This is a genomic window from Cohnella rhizosphaerae (genome assembly GCF_029525575.1).
GTDB classification, from domain to species: domain Bacteria; phylum Bacillota; class Bacilli; order Paenibacillales; family Paenibacillaceae; genus Cohnella; species Cohnella rhizosphaerae.
Genome location: NZ_JAPDIA010000008.1, coordinates 359089 through 381789 on the forward strand (window position 1 = coordinate 359089; position 22701 = coordinate 381789).

The 22701-nt window shown below is 51.6% G+C and carries 20 protein-coding genes, 1 tRNA gene and 2 pseudogenes; 18 read left to right on the forward strand and 5 right to left on the reverse strand.

What is annotated here, in order from left to right; genetic code table 11:
* Positions 1 to 15 precede the first annotated feature (15 nt).
* The 12 genes and pseudogenes from OMP40_RS25005 (at position 16) to OMP40_RS25050 (ending at position 9913) form a co-directional block, all read left to right on the forward strand.
* Positions 16 to 104: transfer RNA gene (locus OMP40_RS25005), tRNA-Leu, on the forward strand.
* A 289-nt stretch (positions 105 to 393) separates the two neighbouring features.
* Complete coding sequence (locus OMP40_RS25010; RefSeq protein ID WP_277535461.1) at positions 394 to 2202, forward strand: sensor histidine kinase; 1809 nt, start codon at positions 394 to 396, stop codon at positions 2200 to 2202.
* A pseudogene (locus tag OMP40_RS42245) lies at positions 2195 to 2527 on the forward strand (response regulator); the annotation flags it as partial. The gene OMP40_RS25010 and the pseudogene OMP40_RS42245, both read left to right, overlap by 8 nt.
* Before the next feature lie 84 nt (positions 2528 to 2611).
* On the forward strand, positions 2612 to 3565 hold the full coding sequence (locus tag OMP40_RS25015; protein ID WP_277535462.1) for an AraC family transcriptional regulator: 954 nt from the start codon (positions 2612 to 2614) through the stop codon (positions 3563 to 3565).
* Position 3566: 1 nt separating this feature from the next.
* Positions 3567 to 3689 (forward strand): AraC family transcriptional regulator, encoded by a 123-nt coding sequence (locus OMP40_RS42250; protein WP_420872038.1) that lies wholly within the window; start codon positions 3567 to 3569, stop codon positions 3687 to 3689.
* Positions 3690 to 4448: 759 nt separating this feature from the next.
* A complete protein-coding gene (locus OMP40_RS25020) occupies positions 4449 to 5129 on the forward strand; it encodes a right-handed parallel beta-helix repeat-containing protein (protein WP_277535463.1) in 681 nt (226 codons plus the stop codon).
* Positions 5074 to 5766 carry a right-handed parallel beta-helix repeat-containing protein gene (locus OMP40_RS25025; RefSeq protein ID WP_277535465.1) on the forward strand — a complete coding sequence of 231 codons (693 nt, stop codon included), beginning with the start codon at positions 5074 to 5076 and terminating at the stop codon, positions 5764 to 5766. The genes OMP40_RS25020 and OMP40_RS25025 overlap by 56 nt, the downstream gene beginning before the upstream one ends.
* Before the next feature lie 8 nt (positions 5767 to 5774).
* Positions 5775 to 6329 carry a hypothetical protein gene (locus tag OMP40_RS25030; protein WP_277535466.1) on the forward strand — a complete coding sequence of 185 codons (555 nt, stop codon included), beginning with the start codon at positions 5775 to 5777 and terminating at the stop codon, positions 6327 to 6329.
* Positions 6307 to 6669, forward strand: a complete 363-nt coding sequence (locus tag OMP40_RS25035) for an ABC transporter permease subunit (RefSeq protein ID WP_277535468.1) — start codon at positions 6307 to 6309, stop codon at positions 6667 to 6669. The genes OMP40_RS25030 and OMP40_RS25035 overlap by 23 nt, the downstream gene beginning before the upstream one ends.
* Before the next feature lie 228 nt (positions 6670 to 6897).
* Positions 6898 to 7563, forward strand: a complete 666-nt coding sequence (locus OMP40_RS25040) for a carbohydrate ABC transporter permease (RefSeq protein ID WP_277535470.1) — start codon at positions 6898 to 6900, stop codon at positions 7561 to 7563.
* 272 nt (positions 7564 to 7835) lie between these two features.
* Complete coding sequence (locus OMP40_RS25045) at positions 7836 to 9212, forward strand: extracellular solute-binding protein (protein ID WP_277538020.1); 1377 nt, start codon at positions 7836 to 7838, stop codon at positions 9210 to 9212.
* 92 nt (positions 9213 to 9304) lie between these two features.
* Positions 9305 to 9913: an SGNH/GDSL hydrolase family protein gene (locus tag OMP40_RS25050; RefSeq protein ID WP_277535472.1), complete on the forward strand. Its 609-nt coding sequence runs from the start codon at positions 9305 to 9307 to the stop codon at positions 9911 to 9913.
* Positions 9914 to 9950: 37 nt separating this feature from the next.
* Here the strand turns inward: OMP40_RS25050 and OMP40_RS43180 are convergent, their stop codons facing one another.
* From OMP40_RS43180 to OMP40_RS25065, 3 genes are all read right to left on the reverse strand, one after another.
* A complete protein-coding gene (locus OMP40_RS43180) occupies positions 9951 to 11249 on the reverse strand; it encodes an S-layer homology domain-containing protein (protein ID WP_277535473.1) in 1299 nt (432 codons plus the stop codon).
* Positions 11137 to 15111, reverse strand: a complete 3975-nt coding sequence (locus OMP40_RS25060; protein WP_277535475.1) for a right-handed parallel beta-helix repeat-containing protein — start codon at positions 15109 to 15111, stop codon at positions 11137 to 11139. Before OMP40_RS25060 ends, OMP40_RS43180 begins: the two co-directional genes overlap by 113 nt.
* 444 nt (positions 15112 to 15555) lie before the next feature.
* Entirely contained in the window at positions 15556 to 15735 is a 180-nt protein-coding gene (locus OMP40_RS25065) for a hypothetical protein (RefSeq protein ID WP_277535477.1), read from the reverse strand.
* A 13-nt stretch (positions 15736 to 15748) separates the two neighbouring features.
* Between OMP40_RS25065 and OMP40_RS25070 the strand changes: the two are divergent.
* The 6 genes and pseudogenes from OMP40_RS25070 to OMP40_RS25095 all read left to right on the forward strand — a co-directional run.
* Positions 15749 to 16042, forward strand: a pseudogene (locus OMP40_RS25070) (ABC transporter permease subunit); the annotation flags it as partial.
* Positions 16043 to 16052: 10 nt separating this feature from the next.
* On the forward strand, positions 16053 to 16334 hold the full coding sequence (locus OMP40_RS25075; protein WP_277538211.1) for a hypothetical protein: 282 nt from the start codon (positions 16053 to 16055) through the stop codon (positions 16332 to 16334).
* 178 nt (positions 16335 to 16512) lie between these two features.
* The gene (locus tag OMP40_RS25080) at positions 16513 to 17253 is read left to right on the forward strand and encodes a carbohydrate ABC transporter permease (RefSeq protein ID WP_277535479.1); all 741 of its coding nucleotides are present in this window, start codon (positions 16513 to 16515) and stop codon (positions 17251 to 17253) included.
* A gap of 115 nt (positions 17254 to 17368) precedes the next feature.
* Positions 17369 to 17977 carry a type 2 periplasmic-binding domain-containing protein gene (locus OMP40_RS25085; protein ID WP_277535482.1) on the forward strand — a complete coding sequence of 203 codons (609 nt, stop codon included), beginning with the start codon at positions 17369 to 17371 and terminating at the stop codon, positions 17975 to 17977.
* Complete coding sequence (locus OMP40_RS25090) at positions 17916 to 19067, forward strand: extracellular solute-binding protein (protein WP_277535487.1); 1152 nt, start codon at positions 17916 to 17918, stop codon at positions 19065 to 19067. Before OMP40_RS25085 ends, OMP40_RS25090 begins: the two co-directional genes overlap by 62 nt.
* Before the next feature lie 182 nt (positions 19068 to 19249).
* A complete protein-coding gene (locus OMP40_RS25095) occupies positions 19250 to 21055 on the forward strand; it encodes a sensor histidine kinase (RefSeq protein WP_277535488.1) in 1806 nt (601 codons plus the stop codon).
* On the opposite strand, the gene OMP40_RS25100 is transcribed toward OMP40_RS25095, so the two are convergent.
* Both OMP40_RS25100 and OMP40_RS25105 read right to left on the reverse strand, forming a co-directional pair.
* Positions 21021 to 21473, reverse strand: coding sequence for a helix-turn-helix transcriptional regulator (locus OMP40_RS25100; RefSeq protein ID WP_277535490.1), 453 nt, complete (start codon positions 21471 to 21473; stop codon positions 21021 to 21023). The two genes, OMP40_RS25095 and OMP40_RS25100, sit on opposite strands and share 35 nt — an antisense overlap.
* Before the next feature lie 163 nt (positions 21474 to 21636).
* Positions 21637 to 22584 carry a response regulator gene (locus OMP40_RS25105; protein ID WP_277535492.1) on the reverse strand — a complete coding sequence of 316 codons (948 nt, stop codon included), beginning with the start codon at positions 22582 to 22584 and terminating at the stop codon, positions 21637 to 21639.
* Between the last annotated feature and the right edge of the window lie 117 nt (positions 22585 to 22701).

Below are 22701 nucleotides of genomic sequence, written 5' to 3' on the forward strand. Positions count from 1 at the left end.
CCCGCATCCATCCATGCCGGGGTGGCGGAATTGGCAGACGCACAGGACTTAAAATCCTGCGATGGGTGACCATCGTACGGGTTCGACCCCCGTCCTCGGCACCACTAACATCAAGAATATCAAGGGATTTCAGCTCAAGCGGCTGGAATCTTTTTTCGTTTGCGGAGCAGCTTCGCTAACATTTCTTGCTAACTTGGCTCTATAATCAACATCCACAAAATGGAAGAGATGAAATGTGAAAAAGTACCGATAACCCACATGGTCAAAGGACTTCCACACAAAACCACAAGCGTTCTCAGCTAAATTATACATGGGAGATCTAACATAAATATGATAGGATGGAGGCGATAAATGGTTCGGTTCATACCTCATGAGCGATAGGCGGAAGCACTCGTGTTCAGGCAGATCATCTCCTACACCCAGAAATATAGATTGAGTTACCGTATGATCGTGACGAATATTTGCATTGCCGTATTGCCCATTATCCTGTTAGGATCGGTGGGTTATTTTTCGTACATCCACATGATGAAACAGAATGCGCTCGACGGAATCGATCGGTTCGTCATTCAAACCAACAATCGATTTGACGAGTATTTTGGCCGGATGGATCTGCTGTCCAAGTCCATCTTCTATAATCGAAACGTGCAGCAAATCATGCTGGAGAACCTGTCGTGGCAGGAATCCGATGCGCTGCTTAGAAACTTGAACGCGTACATGTCATTGGACCCGACGATCAAGGGCGTCGGTATGATCAACTCCGAAGATTTTCGAATCGTCTCTACGGGGCAGCTCATGACGGGTGAGATGCTGGATTATATTCGGATGAAGCAGCAATCCAATCTGGTAAAGTCCCAGATCCAAATCTCTCCGCCGCTCGAAACGATAAAAGACGAGAAGGGGCTGCTCGCCTTCAGGCAAATCAAATCCGTCCAGCAGAACAGTTATTTGCAAGGTCTATACATCGGGGTCATGCAGCTTGATATCGAATGGATACGTCAAATTCTGCAAACGGGGAATTGGAACGATAAAGCGTATCTTTACATCGTGAATGAGAACGGCGATTTGATCGGTTCCTCGACGAACCAGCTTGAATATTCGAAGATCCAAGCTCTCTCCGCGTTAATAATGGACGAGAAAGTTTCCAATATCCGAATCGATCAAACGAAATACTTGTATAGATCGATTCCAATCCAGAGTTTAGGCTGGAAGTTCATTGCCCTGATCAATACGGATAAGCTCGTTGAAAGAGCGACGGTTATCCCCTATACCTTAATCGCGGCGATAGTCTTAATGATCTTTATCGTAATTCTTGTCGTCGTATCGTTTAATTTCCGATTGACGCATCCGATTACCAAAATGGCGGATGCGTTCGATAGCGCGGCAAGCGGCGACTTCGACGCCAAGTTGAGATTCGGTTATAAGAACGAGATCACCGTCATCCAAGACCACTACAATAACATGCTGGATCAGATCAAGAAGCTGACGGAGCATTTACTGCAGTCGCAGCAGCAGCTTCACGAGACGGAGATGGACAAGCAACGCTATCAACTAAATGGCCTGCAGAGCCAGATCAATGCTCATTTTTTATATAACGTCCTTCATTCGATTCGGGGAATGTCTTTGTCCAATGCCAAAAGAGAAGTGGCCGCGGCAATCGACAATCTCGTTTCTTATTTCCGATACATTACCCGTACCGACGAATATGTACTTCTGTTCAAAGAGCTGGAGCATCTGGATACGTACGTCGCCATTCAGAAAATCAGGTTCGGAGAACGGCTGCAATTCAAAATATCCATGGATCCCGCGCTCAAGCGTCAATACATCGTGAAGCTGATTTTGCAACCTCTTGTAGAGAACTCGTTATTCCATGGTCTTGAGGGAAAAAGCGGGCGTTGGATGATTAAGATTCACGCCAATAGGACGGATGCGGATGACGAAATTCTGATCAAAGTAATGGATAACGGATTGGGAATGAACGAGGAGAAGCTGGCGAGTTTGAATGCCACGCTTGCCGGCGAATCGACTTCGACGTCCGAGAGCGGCAATCTGGGGCAAGGAATCGGCTTAGTCAATATTCATAAAAGAATCCAAATCTATTACGGCGAGACATACGGTTTAGCGATAAAGAGTTGGCAAGACAGAGGGACCGTCGTGACGATTAAAGTTCCGCTCAGCATCGGGGAGGATGACAGTCATGCATAACGTTTTACTTGTAGACGACGAACCTTGGATATTGAAAGACATGGAAAGAATTATCGATTGGGACGAATCCGGGTTCCGTATCGTCGCGAAGGTTAATGACGCAAATGCGGCCGAGAGTCTGATAAAACGCCAACGCATAGACGTCTTGATCAGCGATATCCGAATGCCGGGTAAGAGCGGGCTTGATCTCTTGGCGTTCGTAAACCGGGTATCTCCCGACACGTTAGTTGTGTTCATGAGCGCCTATAGCGAGTTTTCTTATGCGAAGCAAGCGCTCGAGAAGGGCTGTTTTCACTATTTGCTCAAGCCGGTTAACGTCGAAGAGCTTCAGATGACGTTGGACAGATGTCAGCTGCGGCTGGCAGAGAAGGATAAAGAACGGAATGCCCGAAGGGTCGCGGATCAGACGATGAAGTTCCTGGAAGCAATCGAAAGGGATTCGACGATTCAGCGGATGGTCGACACGTTCGAGCCATTCGGATTGCCGTTTAAAGAGCATTCTCGCTTTATTTTCGCGACTGTAAAAAGCAGTTCCGCAATAGGGGACGAAGCGCTTAATCCCTTTCATTCCATGCTTCGAAATTACGGTTTCTCCTACTGGAGCGGGCGATTCAGTCCATGCAAATGGAGTTATTTAGTAGGCGTTCCGAAGGTTACTCCAAACGTTTATACAAGCATATACAAGGATATCGTGCGCGTCTTTAAAGAGCTCGGATGGGATGTCGGATTAAGTTCATGGAGCGATTCGACCGGAAGGGCTGGCCGATTGTATCATCAATCGAATATGATGGCCGATACGTCGGCATTGAATAACAAAATCGGCCTATACCGTTATCGCGTCCAAGTAAATGCCGACGTGCCGGCGCTGAGAGAGCGGATTGGCAAGGCATCGAGGTTGGAGCATTTGGAGGCGGCATTAATCGACGTCCATAGAGGGATCGATGCGGGACGCGTTCATCTCAGCGGGCTTGCCGAGCTCTATAATCTCTTCGTCTCGGCGATTGCGAACTTGTCTTCGCGCGATGTTGATGCCATGGATGCTAATACGGCGCAAGACCTCGTTCTGAATTACGGGAATCCGCATGATTTGCTGGAAGATATCGCGATGATGATCGCGGAGCAAAAGAAGAAGCCGGACGATTCGAATGCGCAGCTCATCGTCGAGGAGATTACGAGAGAATTGGACCGCCTTTATGCGCATCGCATCTCCCTGAGGGATCTGGCGCAGAAATACTTTATCAGTCCGAATTATTTAAGCCATCTGTTTAAGCAGGAGAAAGGATTAAGTTTTATTAATTATTTGATTCAAAAAAAGGCTGGACGCGGCCATTGCTTTACTAGAGAAAGACATCTCGCTCTATGAAGTGGCGCGGATGGTCGGTTACGACGATTATGCCCACTTCAGCAAATTGTTCAAGAAGCATGTCGGACAGTCTCCTGTCGATTACAAACAACGCAAGTTACGACATGCGGCAAAAGCGGATTAACACATCGAAAATGAAAGGAGTGTATGGCACGATTTGTGTAAGCGGTTCCAATATATATACACCAAAGGACAGATCGGATTGGAAACCTATCAAGCAACCGTCTTGTTCGATAACGTTCAGGTGATCGAGCTTTAGCACAGATCGGGAGACGCCTCGCCGCGCGCGAGGCGTTTTTGCTTGCGATCCAACATCGTAACAAACGACAATCATTCTTCCGAACTGAGCACATGTGACCCCGAAACGCGCTGTGGCACAATAATAGTAGCCATTAGGTTAACGCGGCGTTATAGAAGGAGAGATCGCATGGACATCGAAATTACGAGTCCTTCCTGGAAGGAATACAAGAAAGTCAGCGTGACGGAATTCGGGGCTAGAGCCGAGGGGAAGCGTTGCAACGGAGCGGCGTTCCAGCGTGCAATCGAGTATTGCAAGAGCGAAGGAATCTCGGAACTAACCGTGCCTAAAGGGGTGTACTATTTCCGCGATGGAAATCATCCGACTTTCGATGGCCTAAGCGATTTTCGCTTCGATGGAGGGGACTCCGAATTTATCTTTTCTACACTGAAGGCGTTTGTCGATATTCGGAACTGCGAGCGGGTCGAATTCCGCCATTTTGCAGTCGACTGGGATTGGGAGGTTAAGCAGCTCGCAAGCATTGGGCTCGTACGGGGAGTTGCCGAAGACGGGACGTCTTTTGACCTTGTCTTTCCCGAATACGATACGGTTCCCGAGGAGTTCCCTCTTCGAACATTTAACCCTATGAACCCGGCTACGCTCACGCCGGGCTGCGAGCTGGGGCACGAGTTCAACGGGATCCATCTGGGCAAGGCGTGCGCCATGGGAGGCAACGTCGTGCGCGTCGAGCTCCCGAGGCCCGAATCGTACCGCTTCCTGAAGCAAGATCAAGCCTATATTGTGCGTCACTACGTATACGACGCGAATGCGATAGAGCTGCACGGCAACGCGCACTTGACCCTATCGAACGTGACGATATATTCCGCTCCGGGCCATGCGTTCATATCGACAGGGGACCAGCATCATTGGAAGCTGGAGCGATGCAGGATCGTGAAGCGACCCGGAACGACCCGTTGCATTACCGCAACGGCAGACGGATGCCACATTAGCAATTCGCAAGGCTATTTTATCATCGATCGTTGCGATTTCAGCTACAACGGCGACGATTGCTTGAACATTCATGACAATTCCGTTCAAGGGTTCCGGAGAATCGATGACAAGACGATAAGGTTAAGCCGCGTGCAAAGGTGGCGCAATCCGTTCTGCCCGGGGGATCTAGTCGAGTTCCGCCATGCGGATTTATCGCCGGCCGGAATTGCGGCGAATGTTGCCGCCGTAAGCTGGGACGAAGGGCGAGAGCAATGCGAGCTTGAATTCGCAAGCGAGCTTCCCGCCGAGCTTAACGACCGATCCATTCTTTTTTAATCGAAGATACGATTCCGGACACTACGTCGTGCGCCATAATTTCTTCCATCAGAATCGGGCCAGAGGCATCCTGCTCCATGCCGGCGAGGGTCTAGTGGAAAATAACCGCTTCTATAGGAATCAGGGGTCCGCTATACAAATCGAATGCGGCGCGGAAGAGCGCTGGGCGGAAGGTTTCGGCGTACGCAATTTAGTGATTCGCGATAATTGGATCGAGAGCAGCGACGTGAACCATTGGAACATGGCCGTCATCTATATGGGGGTGTATCTGGACCAAGGCAGAACGGACTATCCGATCTTCCAGGATATCCGGATCGAGAACAACACGATCGTGAACTGTCCGCAGCAAGCGATTTACGTGTCTTCCTGCGAGCGCGTATTCCTTCGGAATAATGCGTTGTTGAACCCGAATGCCGGGCCGTTGAAGACGGCGCAAGACGGAGATGAGAATTGCGTCTCGAACCGCGAATATTATCGTGGCAGTCTGATGGCCAGTCATTGCAACGACGTCTACATCGAGAATAACCGAAGGCTATCGATCATTCCGACGATGGAGAGTCATATCTACATCGAACCGAATACGAGCCGAAGCGTTACTTTGCGCGATAATACCGGATTCGCCGAAGAAGGCAGGTGACCGCCGACATGACGAAGCGAATGATGAAATACAAAATGCTATACGTCATGCTGCTGCCGGCAATCGTGTTCTTATTCGTATTTAACTACATTCCGATGTACGGCGCGTCGATCGCGTTCAAAGATTTCTGGATCACGAAAGGGATTCTGGGAAGCCCGTGGGTCGGGTTCGATCATTTCGAGCAGTTGTTCAAGACCGATAAGTTCTGGCAAGTGTTCCGCAATACGATCGAGATCAACCTGCTGCGACTCGTATTCGGATTTCCGGCTCCGATCCTCCTAGCCATCTTATTAAATGAGGTGCGCCTTAAATGGTTCAAACGTTCGATCCAAACGATCGTCTACTTGCCGCACTTCATCTCCTGGGTTACCATCTCGGGCATTATTTTCTCGCTGCTCTCCAATGAAGGGCTGGTTAATAAAGTCATTGCGGCTTTCGGAGGAGACAGCGTCAACTTCCTGACGAGCAACGGCATGTTCCGTCCCCTTCTCGTCCTCTCCGGCATATGGAAAGAAATCGGCTGGGGCACGATCATTTTTTTTGGCCGCTTTATCGGGCGTTAATCAGGATCTGTACGAAGCGGCTACCGTGGACGGGGCGAACCGGTTCAAACAAATCGTTCATATTACGCTGCCGAGCTTGCTTCCTATTATCTCTATTCTTCTTATATTGAACTTCGGAAGTATGATGACCGGCGGGTTCGACCAAGTATTCAACCTGTATAACACGATGGTATACGAAAGCGGCGATGTCATCGACACTTACGTGTACCGGATCGGATTAACCCAAGGGAAATACAGCATGGCAACGGCAATCGGTCTGTTTCTGAATGTCATCAATTTCGTCCTGCTTATCGTCGTAAATAGCGCCTCCAAGAAAATGAGCGGACAAGGAATTTATTAAAGGCGGTGAGCAACCATCGTAAAGTCGACAAGTCTATCCGGGAAAATATTCGATTCTCTGAACGTCCTGTTTCTCGTATTCATGGCGCTGATTACGCTGTATCCCTTCTGGCACGTGCTGGTAGGCTCGGTCATGCCTTACGAGGAATCGATTCGATCCACCTTGCATTTGTTCCCTAGGAGAATATCTTTCGAGGCTTACGAATTCGTATTTTCCAAGGATACGATCATGAGATCCATTCTTGTCTCCTTATTTGTGACGGTCGCGGGAACCTTGTACCAACTATTCGTTACGGCGATCACGGCTTATCCGCTGATCAAACACGATCTTCCCGGCAGGTCGGCGATTTTCTTGTTTATCATCTTCACCATGTTTTTCGGCGGAGGACTGATTCCTTATTACCTGCTGATCAAGAATCTGGGATTGGTGAATAGTCTTGCGGTAATGATCATCCCCGCCGCGATCAGCACCTATAACATGATCGTCCTGAAGACGTTCTTCCAGAACATTCCGATCGAACTGGAGGAATCGGCGAAGATGGACGGCGCAGGATATATGAAAATATTTTTTCGAATCATTCTGCCGTTGTCTGTCCCCGCTCTGGCGACGATCGCCTTGTTCATTGCGGTAGGACAATGGAATAACTGGTATACGCCGATGCTGTTCCTGAACGATAAAGAGATTTGGCCTTTAGCGATGGTATTGAGGGATATCCTTATCAACAACAATATGGAGCTCACCCGCGGAGGCAGCTTCGTCAGCGAGGAATTCATGCTCGGCGACACGATCAAGAACGCGGTCGTCATCGTATCCGTCGTTCCGATTATTGTCGTGTACCCCTTCATCCAGAAGCACTTCGTGAAAGGGGTGATGATCGGTTCGATCAAGAGTTGAATCTTTCACTGGAAATCCGTAATCTAACTATAACTAGGGGGAGCTGGTACGCATGTTTAACAGAAGAAACAAACTCGTATTCGCAGTCGTGGCTGCATTCGCGCTTGGAAGCGTTCTCTCGGGTTGCGGCAACAACAACAACGGTGCGGCCTCATCGGCGCCAAGCGCCGCGACGGCAAGCGGCAGCGCGGAGACAAGCGAGTCGGCGGAGCCGGTCGAACTGAGCGTGTTCAGTTGGATGTTCGAGGGGGGCGGACGCGCCGGATTCGGTTATTTACAAGCAGCTTCAGGAGAAGCTGAACATTCGAATCAAGCCGATTACGGCTTCTTGGAACGACTGGGAAGAGAAGCTGAACGTCATGATTGCCTCCGGGGAAATGCCCGACGTCTTTGTCTCCTACGGGATCGACCGTCCGGTTCAATATCGTCAGTGGATTAAAGAAGGCATGGTGCTTCCGATATCCGATTATGCCGACCAATATCCTAATATCAAGAATTCGTTAGCCAACTTCGAAATATTGGCCAAGACGACGGGAAATAAGCAATACGCGTTGCCGATTTATAACGAAGCGGGCAGCGGCAAAGATGCGGTCAGCGGGCATAACATCCTGATTCGCAAAGATTGGCTGGACAAGCTAAACCTTCAAGTGCCGACGACGATCGATGAATTTTACGCCGTCGCCAAGGCATTCTCGGAGAACGATCCGGACGGCAACGGCAAGAAGGATACTTACGGTTATACGTCCAGCTCCGGCGGAGTATGGTGGCAATACCCGATCTTTAACGCGTTCGACACGAGCACGGAGCGTTGGGAGAACAAAGACGGACAATGGACGCCGGAAGTCATCTCCGATGAAACGAAGGATGCCGTAACGTTCTTGAATGGAATGTATAATGAGAAGATCCTCGATCCCGAATTCATGCTGAATACGGATGACAAGAAAATCGAGAAATTCGTGACGGGCAAAGTCGGCATGATCATTCACAATGCCAATGCAACGTTCTACAACGATATCTACAATAAATTTTTAAAGGCAAGTCCGGATGCGGATCCGAAATCCATTTTCACCTGGGTCGGCACGTTAAAGGGGAAGTCGGGCATTCAACGGATGGACGGCTTCAATAACTTCTGGTGCGAAACCTCGATCAATGCCGGCATCTCCGAAGAGAAACAAAAGAAAGCGCTGGAGCTTCTCGATTACTTGCTCTCCGATGAAGGCCAGAATCTGATGCTCAACGGCGTCGAAGGCGTGCATTACAAGAAAGAAGGAGACAAGATCGTTCCTTTGCTGTCGGATGAAGAGAAGTCCAAGGACAAGGGATTCAGCCTGAAGGCGCTCGTTTCTTGGAACACGGATTATTTACCCGACAGCACGCCGAACAAGGAAGACATCGTGGCCTTGTCTAAATCCACGGGCGATTATGCCGTACCTAATCCGTTGGCTTACTTGAATATCAGCGAGGATGCGTTGGATCCAAGCATTCCTAATCAGTTGAATGACTACGTTAACGAAGAAATCATCAAGCTCATTGTCGAATCCAAGGACGTCAATGCGGATTTCGCGAAATTCAAGGATGCCTGGTTGTCTAAAGGCGGCACGAAGGTGATCGAAGAAACGAATAAAGAAGCCGTAGCGGAAGGGCGTTAATCGAACGCCAACGAGCTTCGTTAATCGAGGGACTATTCCAGGCGCAAGATTCTGCGGATAGTCCCTTACTTTTGACATAGGAGGATATACAGATGATCTTTCAGGATGGACAGAAGCTCTTATTTATCGGAGACAGCATTACGGATAGCGGACGGAAGGACGATCCCGACGGGATCGGAGGAGGGTATGTTCGGATGGCGAGGGATTATCTCTCGATCGCTCATCCGGCGGTTTGCTTACAGATCGAGAACAGGGGCGTAAGCGGGGAAACGATACTTGATCTGCATGCACGCTGGCAAGAGGACGTGATCGCGTTGAAGCCCGATTGGTTAACGATATCGATCGGCATTAACGACGAATGGAAGGAAGTCGGCTTAACGAAGTATCGGGACACGTATTGCGAACTGCTGGAGGAAACGAAGAAACGGACGGGGGCATCGTTCATCTTGATGGAGACGACGATTATCTCGGAGGATCCGGACGATGGCAAAAACGAGCGTTTAGTGCCTTATAATCAAGCGATCAGGGAAGTCGCGCTACAGTTCGGGACGATACTCGTACCGCAGAATCGATTATTCACGTCATACCTGCGGGAGCAACGGAGGAGAACGCTCACCGTCGATCAGGTGCACATGAACTCGACCGGCAATTGGTTCATGGCGATGAATTGGCTGAAGGCTTGCGGGGTTATCAAAGAATAGTCGACTTTCTATCGATAGAAAACCCTTCTCCGACCTCTTATGGTTGGAGAAGGGTTTTGTTTATTTGCGACTGTCGTTCAACAAGTTGTATAGGAGTTGAGCAGCCTCTGCACGAGTGGCTTCGTGCCCCGGCGCGAACCGGTTGTCTCCCTTGCCTTGCATGAGCTTGGCTTCCGATACGGCGACGACAAATGGAATTGCCCATTGGGGGGATGTCGTTAACGTCAGCGTACTTGGCCTCGTCATTTGTCGTCGGCAGGCCGATCGCGCGTACGATCATGGCCGCCATCTCCATGCGGGTGATCGGCTCTTGCGGGGCGAATCGATGATCAGCCTTGCCTACCACGATGCCGGCTTCCACGGCTGCCGCGACGGCGTCCGCGTACCAGGCATCCGATCGTACATCGGTGAAAGCGGTATCCGCATGGGTTGCTTGCAGATGCAGCGCGCGGACGAGAAGCGCGACGAATTCGGCGCGGGTCGTAGCGCTTGACGGATTGAATCTCGCATCGGTCACGCCTTTCACGATATGCTTGGCGGCTAGCGCTTGCAACGCACGTGCGGCCCAATGACCCGAGGAGACGTCCTCGAATGTCAACTTGTACGCAACGACGGCGTATAGACCGAGATACGGCGTATCGACGGTAATCCGATGCTGCGACGGATCGATATCGCCGCCGATGTATGCCCACCGTTTCGCGACTTCGTCGTACCCATAGATGCCGAGCAGCTCTTCGTTCGCATCCGTATCGTACGGAAGCGCGAGAGAGAGGCCGCCGTTGTAGGGTTCAACGGCAGCTTGCTTTCCCTCGGAGGTGAGCAGGCTAACGCTGATATCGATCATTTGACTTGCGGCCCGGAGCATGGCTCGGCCATCTGAAGTGGGGATGCTTGCCTTCTTAGAATCGGTGACGGGTACGGCCCTTACTTCGATGGTCGCTCCTTCCAGCTGATCCGATTGTCCGATCCACGCCTTCAGCAAGGAAGGCGACAAGATGATCGTCGCTTGTCCGATTTCGAGCGTAAAGGGAGTATCTCCGATCGTGGACACCGGAATGACGGCAACCGTCGGATCGGAATGGTCAGTGCTCCCTGGGTTTCCGGACGGAATCGTAATGTCGTCGGCAAGAAGCGTAAGGCGCAGCTCATTGGAGAGTTCGCTGACTCCGTATGCATCGTAAGCCTCGACCGCGAAGGAATAGGTCGTTCCGATGGACAGTCCTTCAATCTCGGCGGCTGTCGAGTTGCCGAGTTCGCGTGTATGGGTGTAAGTGCCGCTGGCCGTGCCGTATTTCAGCGTATAACCGGTTGCGCCGGCGACCTCGGGCCATAGCAAGGATACTTTGCCTCCCGGCATCGCGGTTCCGCCGATCGCAGGCGCCGTAAGAAGCTGGTGGCCGAGTAATAAATAGCCGAATAATCCGGGGGGCCTTCCCGGCACCGATTCCGCTATTATATTCGATCCACCCGTTGCGCGCGTCGCCGGAAGCCGGATTCACATGGGTACCGTCGCTATAATTGACCAGCACGGAGATGCCGAGCGAAGAACCGTCTCCGATCGGAGTGCCGGAAGGAATGATCTCGCTCCAAGGGATGGCGATTTCATAGTCGGTAAGTTTGGTCGACTCGTTGCGCACGATCGAGAGTTGCCCCGAAGCGTAAGCTCCGGCAACTTTGCCGTCGATTGCATGGTAGCGATAGGCGAGTGCGCTTCCGTCGTCCGTTAGCCCGAACGCGAACTCGGTATAGCCCTTGCTTCCAGGAGCGCTCCCCCGGTCGGGATCGATCGCGATCTGAATGCTGGAGCCTTTCCACAGATCGGCAGCGTTCGTAATGGACAGATGGTGCTCATCTTCGGTTACCGAAACGGCCACGTATAAATTCGTATCGTCCCAGCGAGTATTCCCTGCGGCTTTCAGCTTCTGAGGCGTCCAGTTATCGGAGAACGCGCTGTCGATGTTCTTAACCTGTGAACGTTGATCCATGCGGAAATCCGCGGCATCCCAATCCGATAGATCGCCGTCAATGGCCGGAGCCGTTGTCGCGTAGAGACTTCGGAGGGCGACGACTTGCTTGTCAATGGTGATCGGTGCCGATTCGGTGACTCCGCCGTTCGTATCATGCACTTTGTACTGCAATCGATGCTTGCCGTTCTTTAATCCCTCCAGAAGGAAGGCGTAAGGGTACGAGTCCGATTCTTGCGCCAGTCGATCGTCTACGAACAATTGTACGCTGCGAACATTCGGGATGCCCGACAGGTAAGGCTTCGCGATCAAGCTGGCTAAGCTGACGATATCTTGATCGCGAGGAGCCATGAAGTCGACCAACTTCGGCTGTTCGGGCGCGGGGACGGTCGCCCCGGTCGTAATGCCGATCGTATCCGATGCGAGGCCGACGTTGCCGTTCCGGTCTTCCGCTTCTACCCGATAATAATAAGTCGTGTTCACTTGCACATCCTCCCGATCCTCGAATGAAGCGGACGCGGATTCGCCTACCATGTTGGCGTAAGTCAGTTCGAACTGAGGCGTCACGCTTCTATAAACATTATAGTGTGCGATCCCTGAACCTTGATCCTCCGCGAGCTCCCAAGTAAGCTGCACATATCCGTCCGATGCTGCGGCTACGTTGCTGACGGAAGAAGGAGCGGTTTGGTCCTGCGGAAGCGCTTGGCTATTCAGATCGTATCCCGTACCCGCTTGCCATAAGGCTAAGCCGGTATATACCGTCCCGTGCAGGATCGAGCGGAATGCGGAAGAATCGCTGTATATCCGGTTCCCGTCAATAGCGCTTATGCTCGTATTGGGCGCGATGCTGAACACTTCGTTATCCGGCATTCCTTGTCCGATAACAACGTTGTTGTCATGAATCGTTATTCCTGTCCAAGTCCCATAGGGATTGGATGCGCTGTTGATCGCCGAAGTACCGTCGACGTCCACGAGAATCGTATTGCTCGCGACTTCTACGTTGTGCAGGCCGGAAGAGAGATCCGGTCTTCCCGTGAAGTTGCCGAGGGCAATTTGGCCGTTCCCGTTCGATTGCTGCGCTTTGTTGCCTTTGACTTTGTTGTTGACGATTTTGGTTCCGTAATTGCTCATGGTCGTGATGCCGTTGCCTTTATTATCGTGCGAATAGTTGTATTGCACGGTGATGTTGTCGCAATACCAATCGATGTTAAGGCCAGCTCCGTCAAATCCGGAATCGGCGTCCTTCATGTTATAAATTTCATTGAATTTGATGACCGAATCCCGAGAGGCGATAAACCATAATCCTCCCGGTCCCCAAGTATCCGTGCCGAGTCCTCCGTCGTGTACGACGTTCCGTTCGATGACCGAGTTGTGCGCATTCTGCACGACGATACCTTGGCTGGCCGTGTTGTACACTTCGTTTCCGGAAACTTTGACATTGCCGTACATCAGCTGCGAACGCAATTCTTCGTTCTTCTCCGTATCCCAGCCTGTCGTCGTTATCGCGTACCAGCCAATATCGTGAACCGTGTTATTGGAGATCGTCAGGTCTCTTGCTACTTCCTTGTTGTCCGTCCCCGGAACAGAGGCCGAGATGACGATGCCGTTCGTGTTGCTGTCATAGGTCGAGCTGTACACATCATTCCCGTCGATAAGTACGTTCCCGTGACCGTTCGAGTTATCGTAATAGAGTTGAATGCCCGCCGTGATATTGCTCCACGATTGGGTCGAGGAGGGAATAATCTGCAAGGCCAATCCTTGAATTACCCAGTTGCTTAGGTTGCGTCCTGACAGGACGCTTCCTCCATGAGGGGCATTCCAGGCGATGACGGGTTTATCTCCCGTGCCATAAGCGCTAACCCTAATCGGATATTCGGCCGTGCCCGAGCCTTGCAGGATCAGAGGTTCGTTCCAACGATCTCCCGACTTTAACAGGAGATTGTCTCCGGCATGGAACTCGGCTTCGTTTGCCTTCTCCAGTGTCCTCCAGGCAGTCGCTTCGCTTAATCCATCGTTGTTGTCGTCGCCCATGCTGGAGCTGACGTAGAACGTCGTATTGCCGTCGGAGATGACCGGAACGGACACTTGCTCAACGATCACATTGTCGTAGCTTGCCGTTGCGTTCAAGAGCATTAAAGCGATTTTACCGGTGGTATAGGTCGAATCCGCCACGGAAAGATATTTATTTCCATCGATGTAAAGGTCAAGATATTTGCCGGCCGCGACGCCTTTCCAAACATAGAACCGCCCCGTTTGCATGGAGAAGGGAGCTTCCGCGACAATCGTCTCTTCTCCGTTTATCCGCTTCAAGATCTGCAGCTTGCCGCCGTCGCTGTCGGATAAATAGCGCATGTCGTATCCGTCGCCGGAATCTTGTTGCCGCAGGCGGATGCCCGCCGAACCGTCAGAGTTGAGCGACGAGAGCGCGAGGCGCGTCTGAACGGAATAGTTGGACCAAGAGAGTTCTCCCGAGACGGCTTCGCCGCCGTTGTCGTCGGATTGAACGAATACATGGTTGGCCGTCGTATTCAACACCGATACGTTATCGTATTCCACCGAGGTCGCCCATGTGGCGAGTCCGATTTTTCCCGATAGGTATGGATCAGCGTTGTCCGCGGTCGAGAGAACAAGCTCTCCGTCGCGGTATATCTTGAATTGATTGCCGATCGCCTCGACTTTAATCCGAACGGTTGCCGACGTCTGAAGCGACGGGCCGTCGTAGGCTGATATCCAGTCTTGATCGCTTCCGTTCTGCTTCATGAGTCTGATGTAGGTCTCGCTCATGTACAAATAGTAGAAATGCAGGCTGTCTTGATAGCGGAAATCCATCATCGCCCCGGCGCCGTTTACGAGCTTGACGTCCGCCTCGTAAACGTAATTCGTCCATGAAGCGTCCCCCGCGATCAACTCGGAGGCGCCTCCGGCGCTTTGCCCGTACGAGGTAGACGTGCCGTTCTGAACCGCAGACCAGGAGCCGCCGTTGTTTGTCCATTTGGCAGCGTTTCCATTTTCGAAGTCGTCCGAGAACAACGGTTCGTTATTGCCTTCCTCCGTGACCCAGGTGCCGCTGCCTATCGTCCAAGCCGCAGCATTCGTGCCTTCGAAGTCATCCTGGAACATCGGTGGTCCTGCTTGCGCGGCGGCTGCCGGCTTAGCGGCCAGAGGAAGGTTCGAGAATGCCATTATCAGCGCAAGCGCCGCAATGGTGAACTGCCGATAGATCGATTTTTTCATTTAAATGGTCCTCCATTCTTAGATATCGATATTAATCTAGCATTGGAGGCTGGAACTTTGACATGTATTAAGAAGGCGAAACGCCATGTGGTTTTCGATGAACCGATGAATCGATGAATCGATGGATACGCACCAGATAAGCAATAGTTTGTGCAAAAAAAACGAAGTTTTTATTATTTCGGCATCGAGACCGCAAACCTATAATAAAAAACAGTCGAACGATTCGACAGGCTCTAAGCCGGGCGCTCTGAAATGCAAGCGCTTAAAAAGATCGAGGGGACAGAGGGGGGAGTGGACGGATTGAAAAACCGTTCGACGTGGAATTCGGCGGGAATGCGCCTTTTCGGGCTATCGTTGCCGCTGCTGGCGATCGTATTTTTGTTTTCTTATCTGCCGCTTTACGGCTGGATGTATGCGTTTTACGATTTTCACGCCGGGATTCCGTTATCCGAGTCCGAATTTGTCGGCTTCAAGCATTTCGCCGAGCTGTTCGATAATCCCGTCGTGGCAAGCGAGATCCTGCGCGTGCTGCGCAACACATTTGCCCTGAGCTTGCTCGGGATCGTAACTTCTCCGCTGCCGGCGTTGTTCGCCATCTTTTTTGCTAGAGATCAAGTCAAGCAAGTTCAGAAAAGTCGTGCAGACGCTGACGACTTTGCCGAACTACATCAGCTGGATTCTCGTGTATGCGGTCGCCTGGTCGATCTTCTCCGTGGGCGACGGCTTCTTGAATCGCTTGCTGCTCAAGCTTCATCTGATCGCATCCGAGATCAACTTTCTCGCATCCTCCAACCACGTGTGGCTGACGATGCTCGGCTACTCGCTGTGGAAGGGGCTGGGCTGGGGCGCCATCATCTTCCTCGCAGCGATCGCTTCCATCGACCACGAGCAATATGAAGCGGCTACGGTAGATGGAGCGGGGCGATTTCAGAAAATGTGGCATGTCACCGTGCCTGGGATTATGCCGACCTTTTTTTGTCCTGCTGCTCTTGTCGATCGCCAACTTTGTCAACAACGGCATGGAACAATATTTCATATTTCAAAATCCGCTCAACAAGGACAAAATCGAAGTGCTCGATCTGTATGTTTACAACCAGGGCATGGTCGGACAGAGCACCTCGTACGCGACGGTCGTCAGCATGCTGAAGTCGCTGGTAAGCATCGCGCTGCTGTTTCTGGCGAACACCCTGTCCAAGCTTCTGCGCAAGGAATCCATAATTTAATGACGGAGGCAAGGCCGGATGGTTGAAAATCAACGAAGTTTCGGATCCGTTGCATTCAGTACAATCAACTACTTAATATTCGCAATATTCACTCTAATCTGTATATTTCCTTTTTTACTACATTTTCATAAACACCATTAGCGACAATACGTTATCTGCTTCGGGACAAATTTTATTTTTGCCGAAAGGCATTCATTTCAACAACTACACCGAAGTGTTCGGCATTCGGGGATTATGGGACGCGGCATTGATTTCGGTCCTGCGGACCGTCATCGGCACGGCTTTTACGGTGATCGGCACCGCATTTCTCGGCTATGCGTTCAGCCGACCGGAATATTGGCGTCGCAAATCGTGGTACCGTTTCGTCATAATTACGATGTACTTCAACGCAGGCATCATTCCATGGTTTGTCACGATGAAGAACCTGGGGATGGTAAACAACTTTTGGGCTTATGTCCTGCCATCCATCGTTGCGCCGTTTTTTGTCGTATTGTTCAAAACGTACGTCGAGCAAATTCCGCCATCGCTGGAGGAATCGGCGCAAATCGACGGGGCAGGTTATCGAATCCGCTTTTTTCGCATTATTTTACCGTTGTCGACGCCGATCCTGGCAACGATCCTGCTGTTTACGAGCGTCAATCAGTGGAACAGCTTTATGGATACGCTGTTCCTCGTTCGCAGCTCCAAGCTGTATACGCTTCAATTTTTGCTCTATCAATATTTGAACGAGGTGAATGCGGTGGCGGCTTCGCTCAGAAGCTCCTCGCAAGGACAGCTCATAGACCCGTCCCGCCTGCTTACCGCCACTTCGATTCGCATGACGATCTCCATCGTCGTGGTTCTGCCGATTTTGTTCGTGTACCCTTTCCTTCAGCGTTACTTCGTGAAGGGACTTATGCTGGGCGCAGTAAAAGGATAACCGGATGCAGCGCGCGCAGACGGCGATTCTTTTTATAGCCATATATGTTATTAACCAATCAGAAGGGGAGACAAGTCGATGCGCAAAAAGATGGGGGGCCTCTCGAAAGACGGCATTGCTCGCTGTAACAATACTGGGAACGGCGCTGAGCGGCTGCAGCGGCAATTCTTCTTCCGAAAACGATGGAGCCTCGAGCCAGGCAAGCGGAGGCTCGCAAGGCGCCAAGCCGGCAGAAACCGTAACGCTGCAAGTGTTTTCCATGCCCTCGAACACTTCGGGGATGCAGCAGGGCTGGTTCGCCGACATCCTCCGGGAAAAGGTTGGCGTCAATCTCGAGCTGCTTCCTGCCGGGGACCAGGGCGACCAAAAGCTGCAAGCGCTGATGGCCGGCGGGGAGCTGCCCGATATCGTCGTCTTCAAGACGAAGCGGCAAGTTGAGGACGCAGTGCGAGCCGGCATGCTGGAAAATCTCGACGAGCATCTCGACAAGCTGCCGAACGTCTCCAAAAACGCGTCGGTTGCCTTGCAGTATTATCGGGATGCGGTCAGCAATGGTTCAGGAAAGGCCTATGCGCTTCCGAACAAGATCGGTCCAAGCGAAGTCGGAGCGAACATCAACTATGGCCCGGTCATTCGCTGGGATCTGTACAAAAAAGCTTGGCATGCCTCAAATCAAGGAATTGGAAGACTATCTGCCGGTTCTGAAGCAGATGCAGGACCTTGAACCTAAAAACGCCGACGGCCAAAAGGTTTACGCTTTCTCCCTGTGGCAGGACTGGGATTCCAATCAAATGATGCTCGCCTCCCAGCCTTCGAACTTTATGGGGATCGATACGGGAGATCAACTGGGCGGTGCGCTTCCGTTTATGCAGGTGGATCTTGCGACCGGCGACACGATGAGCATATTGGATAAAAACAGCCAATATATCCGTTCCTTGAAATTTTACAACCAAGCCAATCGCATGGGCCTTGTCGACCCCGACTCGCTGACGCAGCGTTGGGATACGGCCGTCGAGAAAATGAACCAGGGCCGTGTACTGTTCTCCTTCTGGCCGTGGTTCAGCAACAACCAGAAAGAACTGGTCAACGCGGAAGTGCCCTCGGGCTTTGAATTCGTGCCGTTCGATTCCTATAAAGGAACGTGGTTCGGAGACAATCCGTTCGGAGACAGCTGGGCGTTCGCGATCAGCGCATCGACAAAGCATCTGGACGCCGCGCTCAAATACTTGGACTACATGTATTCGACGGAAGGCCTGCAATTGATCATGAACGGTCCGAAAGGCGTCATTTGGGATATGAACGATCAAGGAGAGCCTTACGTGACGGATCAAGGCTGGGACATCATCGAGAACAACAAAGAATTGCCGGGAGGAGGCAAGCTTGCGGATGCGACGAATGCGCTGAACGCGATGGGCTTGTCCGGTGCCGTCGTCAATGCGGACACGAACGCGCCTTTAAATTACGCCTTATGGCCGTCCACGATTCAACGCAACCCTTCCAAGCTGGATCTCGATTGGCAGCAAACGATGGGCTACAAAAACCAGACGGAAATGCTGCAGGCGAAAAAAACGTTCACGTACTCGCTGCCGGCGATGAAGCTGGTTCCGACCGTTCCGGAGGAGATTAACACGACGGCGGCGCGGATCGGCGACATCGTCAAAACGAACTCCTGGCTGGCCGTCTTTGCCAAAAACGATGCCGACTTTAATCGGGCGATCGACGAGATGACGAGCAAAGCCGAAAAGTTAGGGCTGCAAAAAAGTTTTGGATTGGGATGCAGAGGCCTGGCAACAAGCGCAATCTGTAGCCGATAAATATAAGTAGAGGATTCAGGGGCGGCGGCTTCGGCTCGCACGCATCTGAACGTTCAGTAGGGTAAGACTGCGAACATGGCGCCCATGTTGCAGTCTTTTCCTTGCTTTTATGAAGAGGAGGTTATCGCGCGGCTATGCAATTTGCAACAGGACGTTCGAGCAGGCTGCGGAGCTCCTTTCGTATGCGCTTCCATTACCGGCTTATGCTTTACAATACGCTGATTTTTCTGATCGTCGCTTATTCGCTCGCGTTGGTCGCTGCCCATTACGCCATGAAGTTCAATAAAGTGACCCAACTGCAGCAGAGTCATGACGTACTTAACGCACTTAACAATTATTACACGAGCAAAAACGACCATTTTTTATTTTTGCTGTTCCCGTTATATGAAATTCAAAATAACTACAGCGTTATGAGCAGATTGATGGAAGCGTCGTCCGAGCTCGACTATGAGAACGATCCCTTCGTCAAACAGGAAATGGTCAGCCTGCTGGAAAGCATCGCCGTCCGCGATCCGGATATCGTATCCGTGCAATTGCGTAAAAATCTGACCGGCGCCCAGTACGTTTACAACTCCCAGAGCAGAACCTTGTCGCTTGTCGCCGACGACCGCCCATTTTTCGCTGAACTGGGCCGCAAAAAGCTCGGCAGGTCGTTATATGGTACGAGGCCTATCGACAGCGGCAAGTCCAACTCTTCGTTCGTTCAAGTATACGGGATTGCAGGAACGCTCGGGACGGCGAATATTCGTCAGAATGCCGGACAAATTCTAATTACCTACAACACGCAGGCGCTTCAGCGGATTTACGAGGCCTCGAACGACAAAACGCTGGGCCGGTTCATCATCGTCGCCGAGGATGGGGAATGGGTATACGATTCTGACAATCGGTACGGTCATGAGGGCCGGCTGGACTGGGAGGATTGGAAGCAGGGAGAAAATACGATAATGATCGATGGCGAGAAATATTTTGCGCAGGTCGTTAAGTCGGTCAACAGAAATTATATCGCGGCGAACCTCGTCCCCAAAAAGCTCGTCGACCAAAAGGGCGATCGTCTGCTCTTCATCATTGTCGGGGCCGTTACCGCCATGGCGGTTCTATGCGCGATCTTGTATTTTTTGGCAGGCTCGCTGGCGTCGCGCCGCGTTCGCGAATTAGTCAGAGCGATGAAGTTCGTTGGCTCGAACAACTTGTCCTATCGCATTCCGTTAAAGGGAAAAGCGGATGAATTCGAGGATTTGGCAGAACGGTTTAACATGATGTGCGACGAGCTGCAGGAGACGATTCATCGAGAGTACTTTAGCCAGCTCCGCAAAAAGAACGCCGAACTAAAGGCGCTGCAGGCGGGCCTGAATCCTCATTTTTTGTATAATACGCTCGAAGCGATCCGCATCAAGGCGTTCGATGACGGTAACGAACGCGTTGCCCAGATGATCGTGCTGTTGGCGGGCCTGTACCGCAGCCTCGTGCGGGATGGCACGTTTATTCAGATTAGCAGGGAGCTCAGCATCTGCGACATGTATATTCAAATATTTTCGCTGCGTTACGCCAGTCTGCTCGAATACGAAGTCGACGTAGATCCGAAGATGTTGATTTACGGCATCCCTAAAAATCTGCTGCAGCCGATTATTGAAAATTATTTTGTGCACGGTATCCGCGAAAAGGACGAAAATAATCGATTCGTTATTCGGGGACGCATAGAAGAAGGGGACCTTCTCTTTGAGATCGAGGACAATGGAAAAGGCATGGACCCGGCGCGTCTGGAAGAAGTGCAAAGCAGTCTTGAAGCGATGTCTCCCGTAGGCCGCTCCAATTATGGCATATACAGCGCGCACGAACGCATTCAACTCGTCTACGGAAATGCGTACGGCATCCGGCTCGAAAGCGAAGTGAACGTGCGAACGTGCGTGAGCGTGCGAATCCCGATGTTGTCGTCCGGGCAATTAAACGCGAGCTTCACGGTCTCTGCGTCCGGTGACGGTACTCCATAGGGGATACCCCGTATTCATTTTTAAATATCCGATTAAAGTAGCTTTGATTGGGAATGCCGATTCGTCGTGCGATTTCTCCGACTTTCAAATCGGTATCGACGAGCAGCGTCCGCGATTCCTGCAATCGCGTCTGGATCAAATAATCGTGAAAGTATTTGCCCGTCTCTTCTTTGAACAGTTGTCCTAAATAAGCGGGGCTCACGTTAAAAGCGGAAGCCAGCGTTTTGAGCGATAGTCCAGCATGATAATTTTGGCGGATCTGCGTCATCGCGTGGTGAACGAGCAGATGATACGACCGATGGCGGCCGTGAATGACGGTCATCGCTTCCCCGATCGTCGCGGTCATCCAGCTTGTCAGTTTTTCCGGGTTATCCATGCGAGAAAATTCGGCCAAACGCCGGACGATCGATTCGGGCAATTCGTCGGATATCCGGCCCGATCCCATAAGCATCCGAACGACGGACAAAACCAAAGGCAGCAGGGCTGCTTTCTTTTCGCGGAAGGAAGCGAGGCTTGTCCCGGATGTGTAAGTTTGGGCCAGACGGACGGCCGCTTGCGTATTTTCGTCCCGCAGGGCGTTTTCAAATTTTAAAACCGCCACGGAAGGTTCGTTGGACAATCGATCCTTCGGGCCGCTTAAGGATTCGGCAAAGAGGTAAACGGCGTCCGTATCGAGATAACGGTAGTTTAAATAAAACAGAGCGGCGGCGCAGCTGGCATGGACGCCCGTGTACGAGGAAACGACCGGCCCGATCGAGCAAAAAAAAAAGCGGGCGCTTGGACGGGACGGCGGCAGCCAATTGACCGACTGCGGCCGCGAGGAGATCATTGTCGCCGTCGAGCGATTGTCCGTGCAAAATGCAAACGACCTGCAGCGACGCGTTTAAAAAAAACTCGCCGCGACAAAAGGCCGACAGCTTCGACTGGCACTGCTCCAGCCACCCGGACATGAATTGAATCCGGTCGGGCCAAGCGTCAGCGCCGGAAAATTCGAAAACGACGACCCGGTATTCGGGGTCGGTCAGCGTAATTTGCAGCATTTCCGCGCGATCGTAAAGCTCGGTTTCTTGTATGGAGCCGTCCGCCCAGCGTTCGAGAATGTTGAACCGGAATACATGGACGGCCGGGGACTGCAGACCGACAGCGGCCCGATCGTTATCCAGATTCGCGAGCGTTTTGACCAACGTATCGAACAGCTCGTCGCCGCTGATCGGCTTGAGCAGGTAGTTATCGACGCCGAGCTGAAGCGCCGCTTTTACATACTCGAATTCGTTGAATGCGCTAATAATAAGACATCGCAGGGCAGGATTTATTTTTTTCGCAGCCGTAATCAGTTTGAGCCCGTCCATCCTGGGCATGCAAACATCGGCGACCATCAGGTCCACGCGGTTCGACTGCAGAATGCTAAGCGCCTCTTCGCCGCCGGTGGCCGTAAAGGCGACCGACATGTTGAATTCTTCCCAGTTGACCTGCTTGTGGAGACCATGTATGATTTGCGGCTCGTCGTCCACGATCAATACTTGATACATTTTTAATCCCTCGTGCTAGAAAGTTTTTTTAAACGAACCCTTTCATCTTACCTGAATCGGCAAGCGTTTCCAAGCACATAGCAAGCCCGGATGAGAAAGCTCTAATTGCCGTTTACG

What these genes read in the sequence shown, in the direction of transcription:
- OMP40_RS25015 (WP_277535462.1), top strand. Translation starts at nt 2,612, where the DNA reads ATGAAGTTCCTGGAAGCAATCGAAAGGGATTCGACGATTCAGCGGATG.
- OMP40_RS25020 (WP_277535463.1), top strand. Translation starts at nt 4,449, where the DNA reads ATGAACCCGGCTACGCTCACGCCGGGCTGCGAGCTGGGGCACGAGTTC.
- OMP40_RS25030 (WP_277535466.1), top strand. Translation starts at nt 5,775, where the DNA reads ATGACGAAGCGAATGATGAAATACAAAATGCTATACGTCATGCTGCTG.
- OMP40_RS25040 (WP_277535470.1), top strand. Translation starts at nt 6,898, where the DNA reads ATGAGATCCATTCTTGTCTCCTTATTTGTGACGGTCGCGGGAACCTTG.
- OMP40_RS25050 (WP_277535472.1), top strand. Translation starts at nt 9,305, where the DNA reads ATGATCTTTCAGGATGGACAGAAGCTCTTATTTATCGGAGACAGCATT.
- OMP40_RS25060 (WP_277535475.1), bottom strand. Translation starts at nt 15,111, where the DNA reads ATGAAAAAATCGATCTATCGGCAGTTCACCATTGCGGCGCTTGCGCTG.
- OMP40_RS25075 (WP_277538211.1), top strand. Translation starts at nt 16,053, where the DNA reads ATGTCACCGTGCCTGGGATTATGCCGACCTTTTTTTGTCCTGCTGCTC.
- OMP40_RS25090 (WP_277535487.1), top strand. Translation starts at nt 17,916, where the DNA reads ATGCCTCAAATCAAGGAATTGGAAGACTATCTGCCGGTTCTGAAGCAG.
- OMP40_RS25095 (WP_277535488.1), top strand. Translation starts at nt 19,250, where the DNA reads ATGCGCTTCCATTACCGGCTTATGCTTTACAATACGCTGATTTTTCTG.
- OMP40_RS25105 (WP_277535492.1), bottom strand. Translation starts at nt 22,584, where the DNA reads ATGTATCAAGTATTGATCGTGGACGACGAGCCGCAAATCATACATGGT.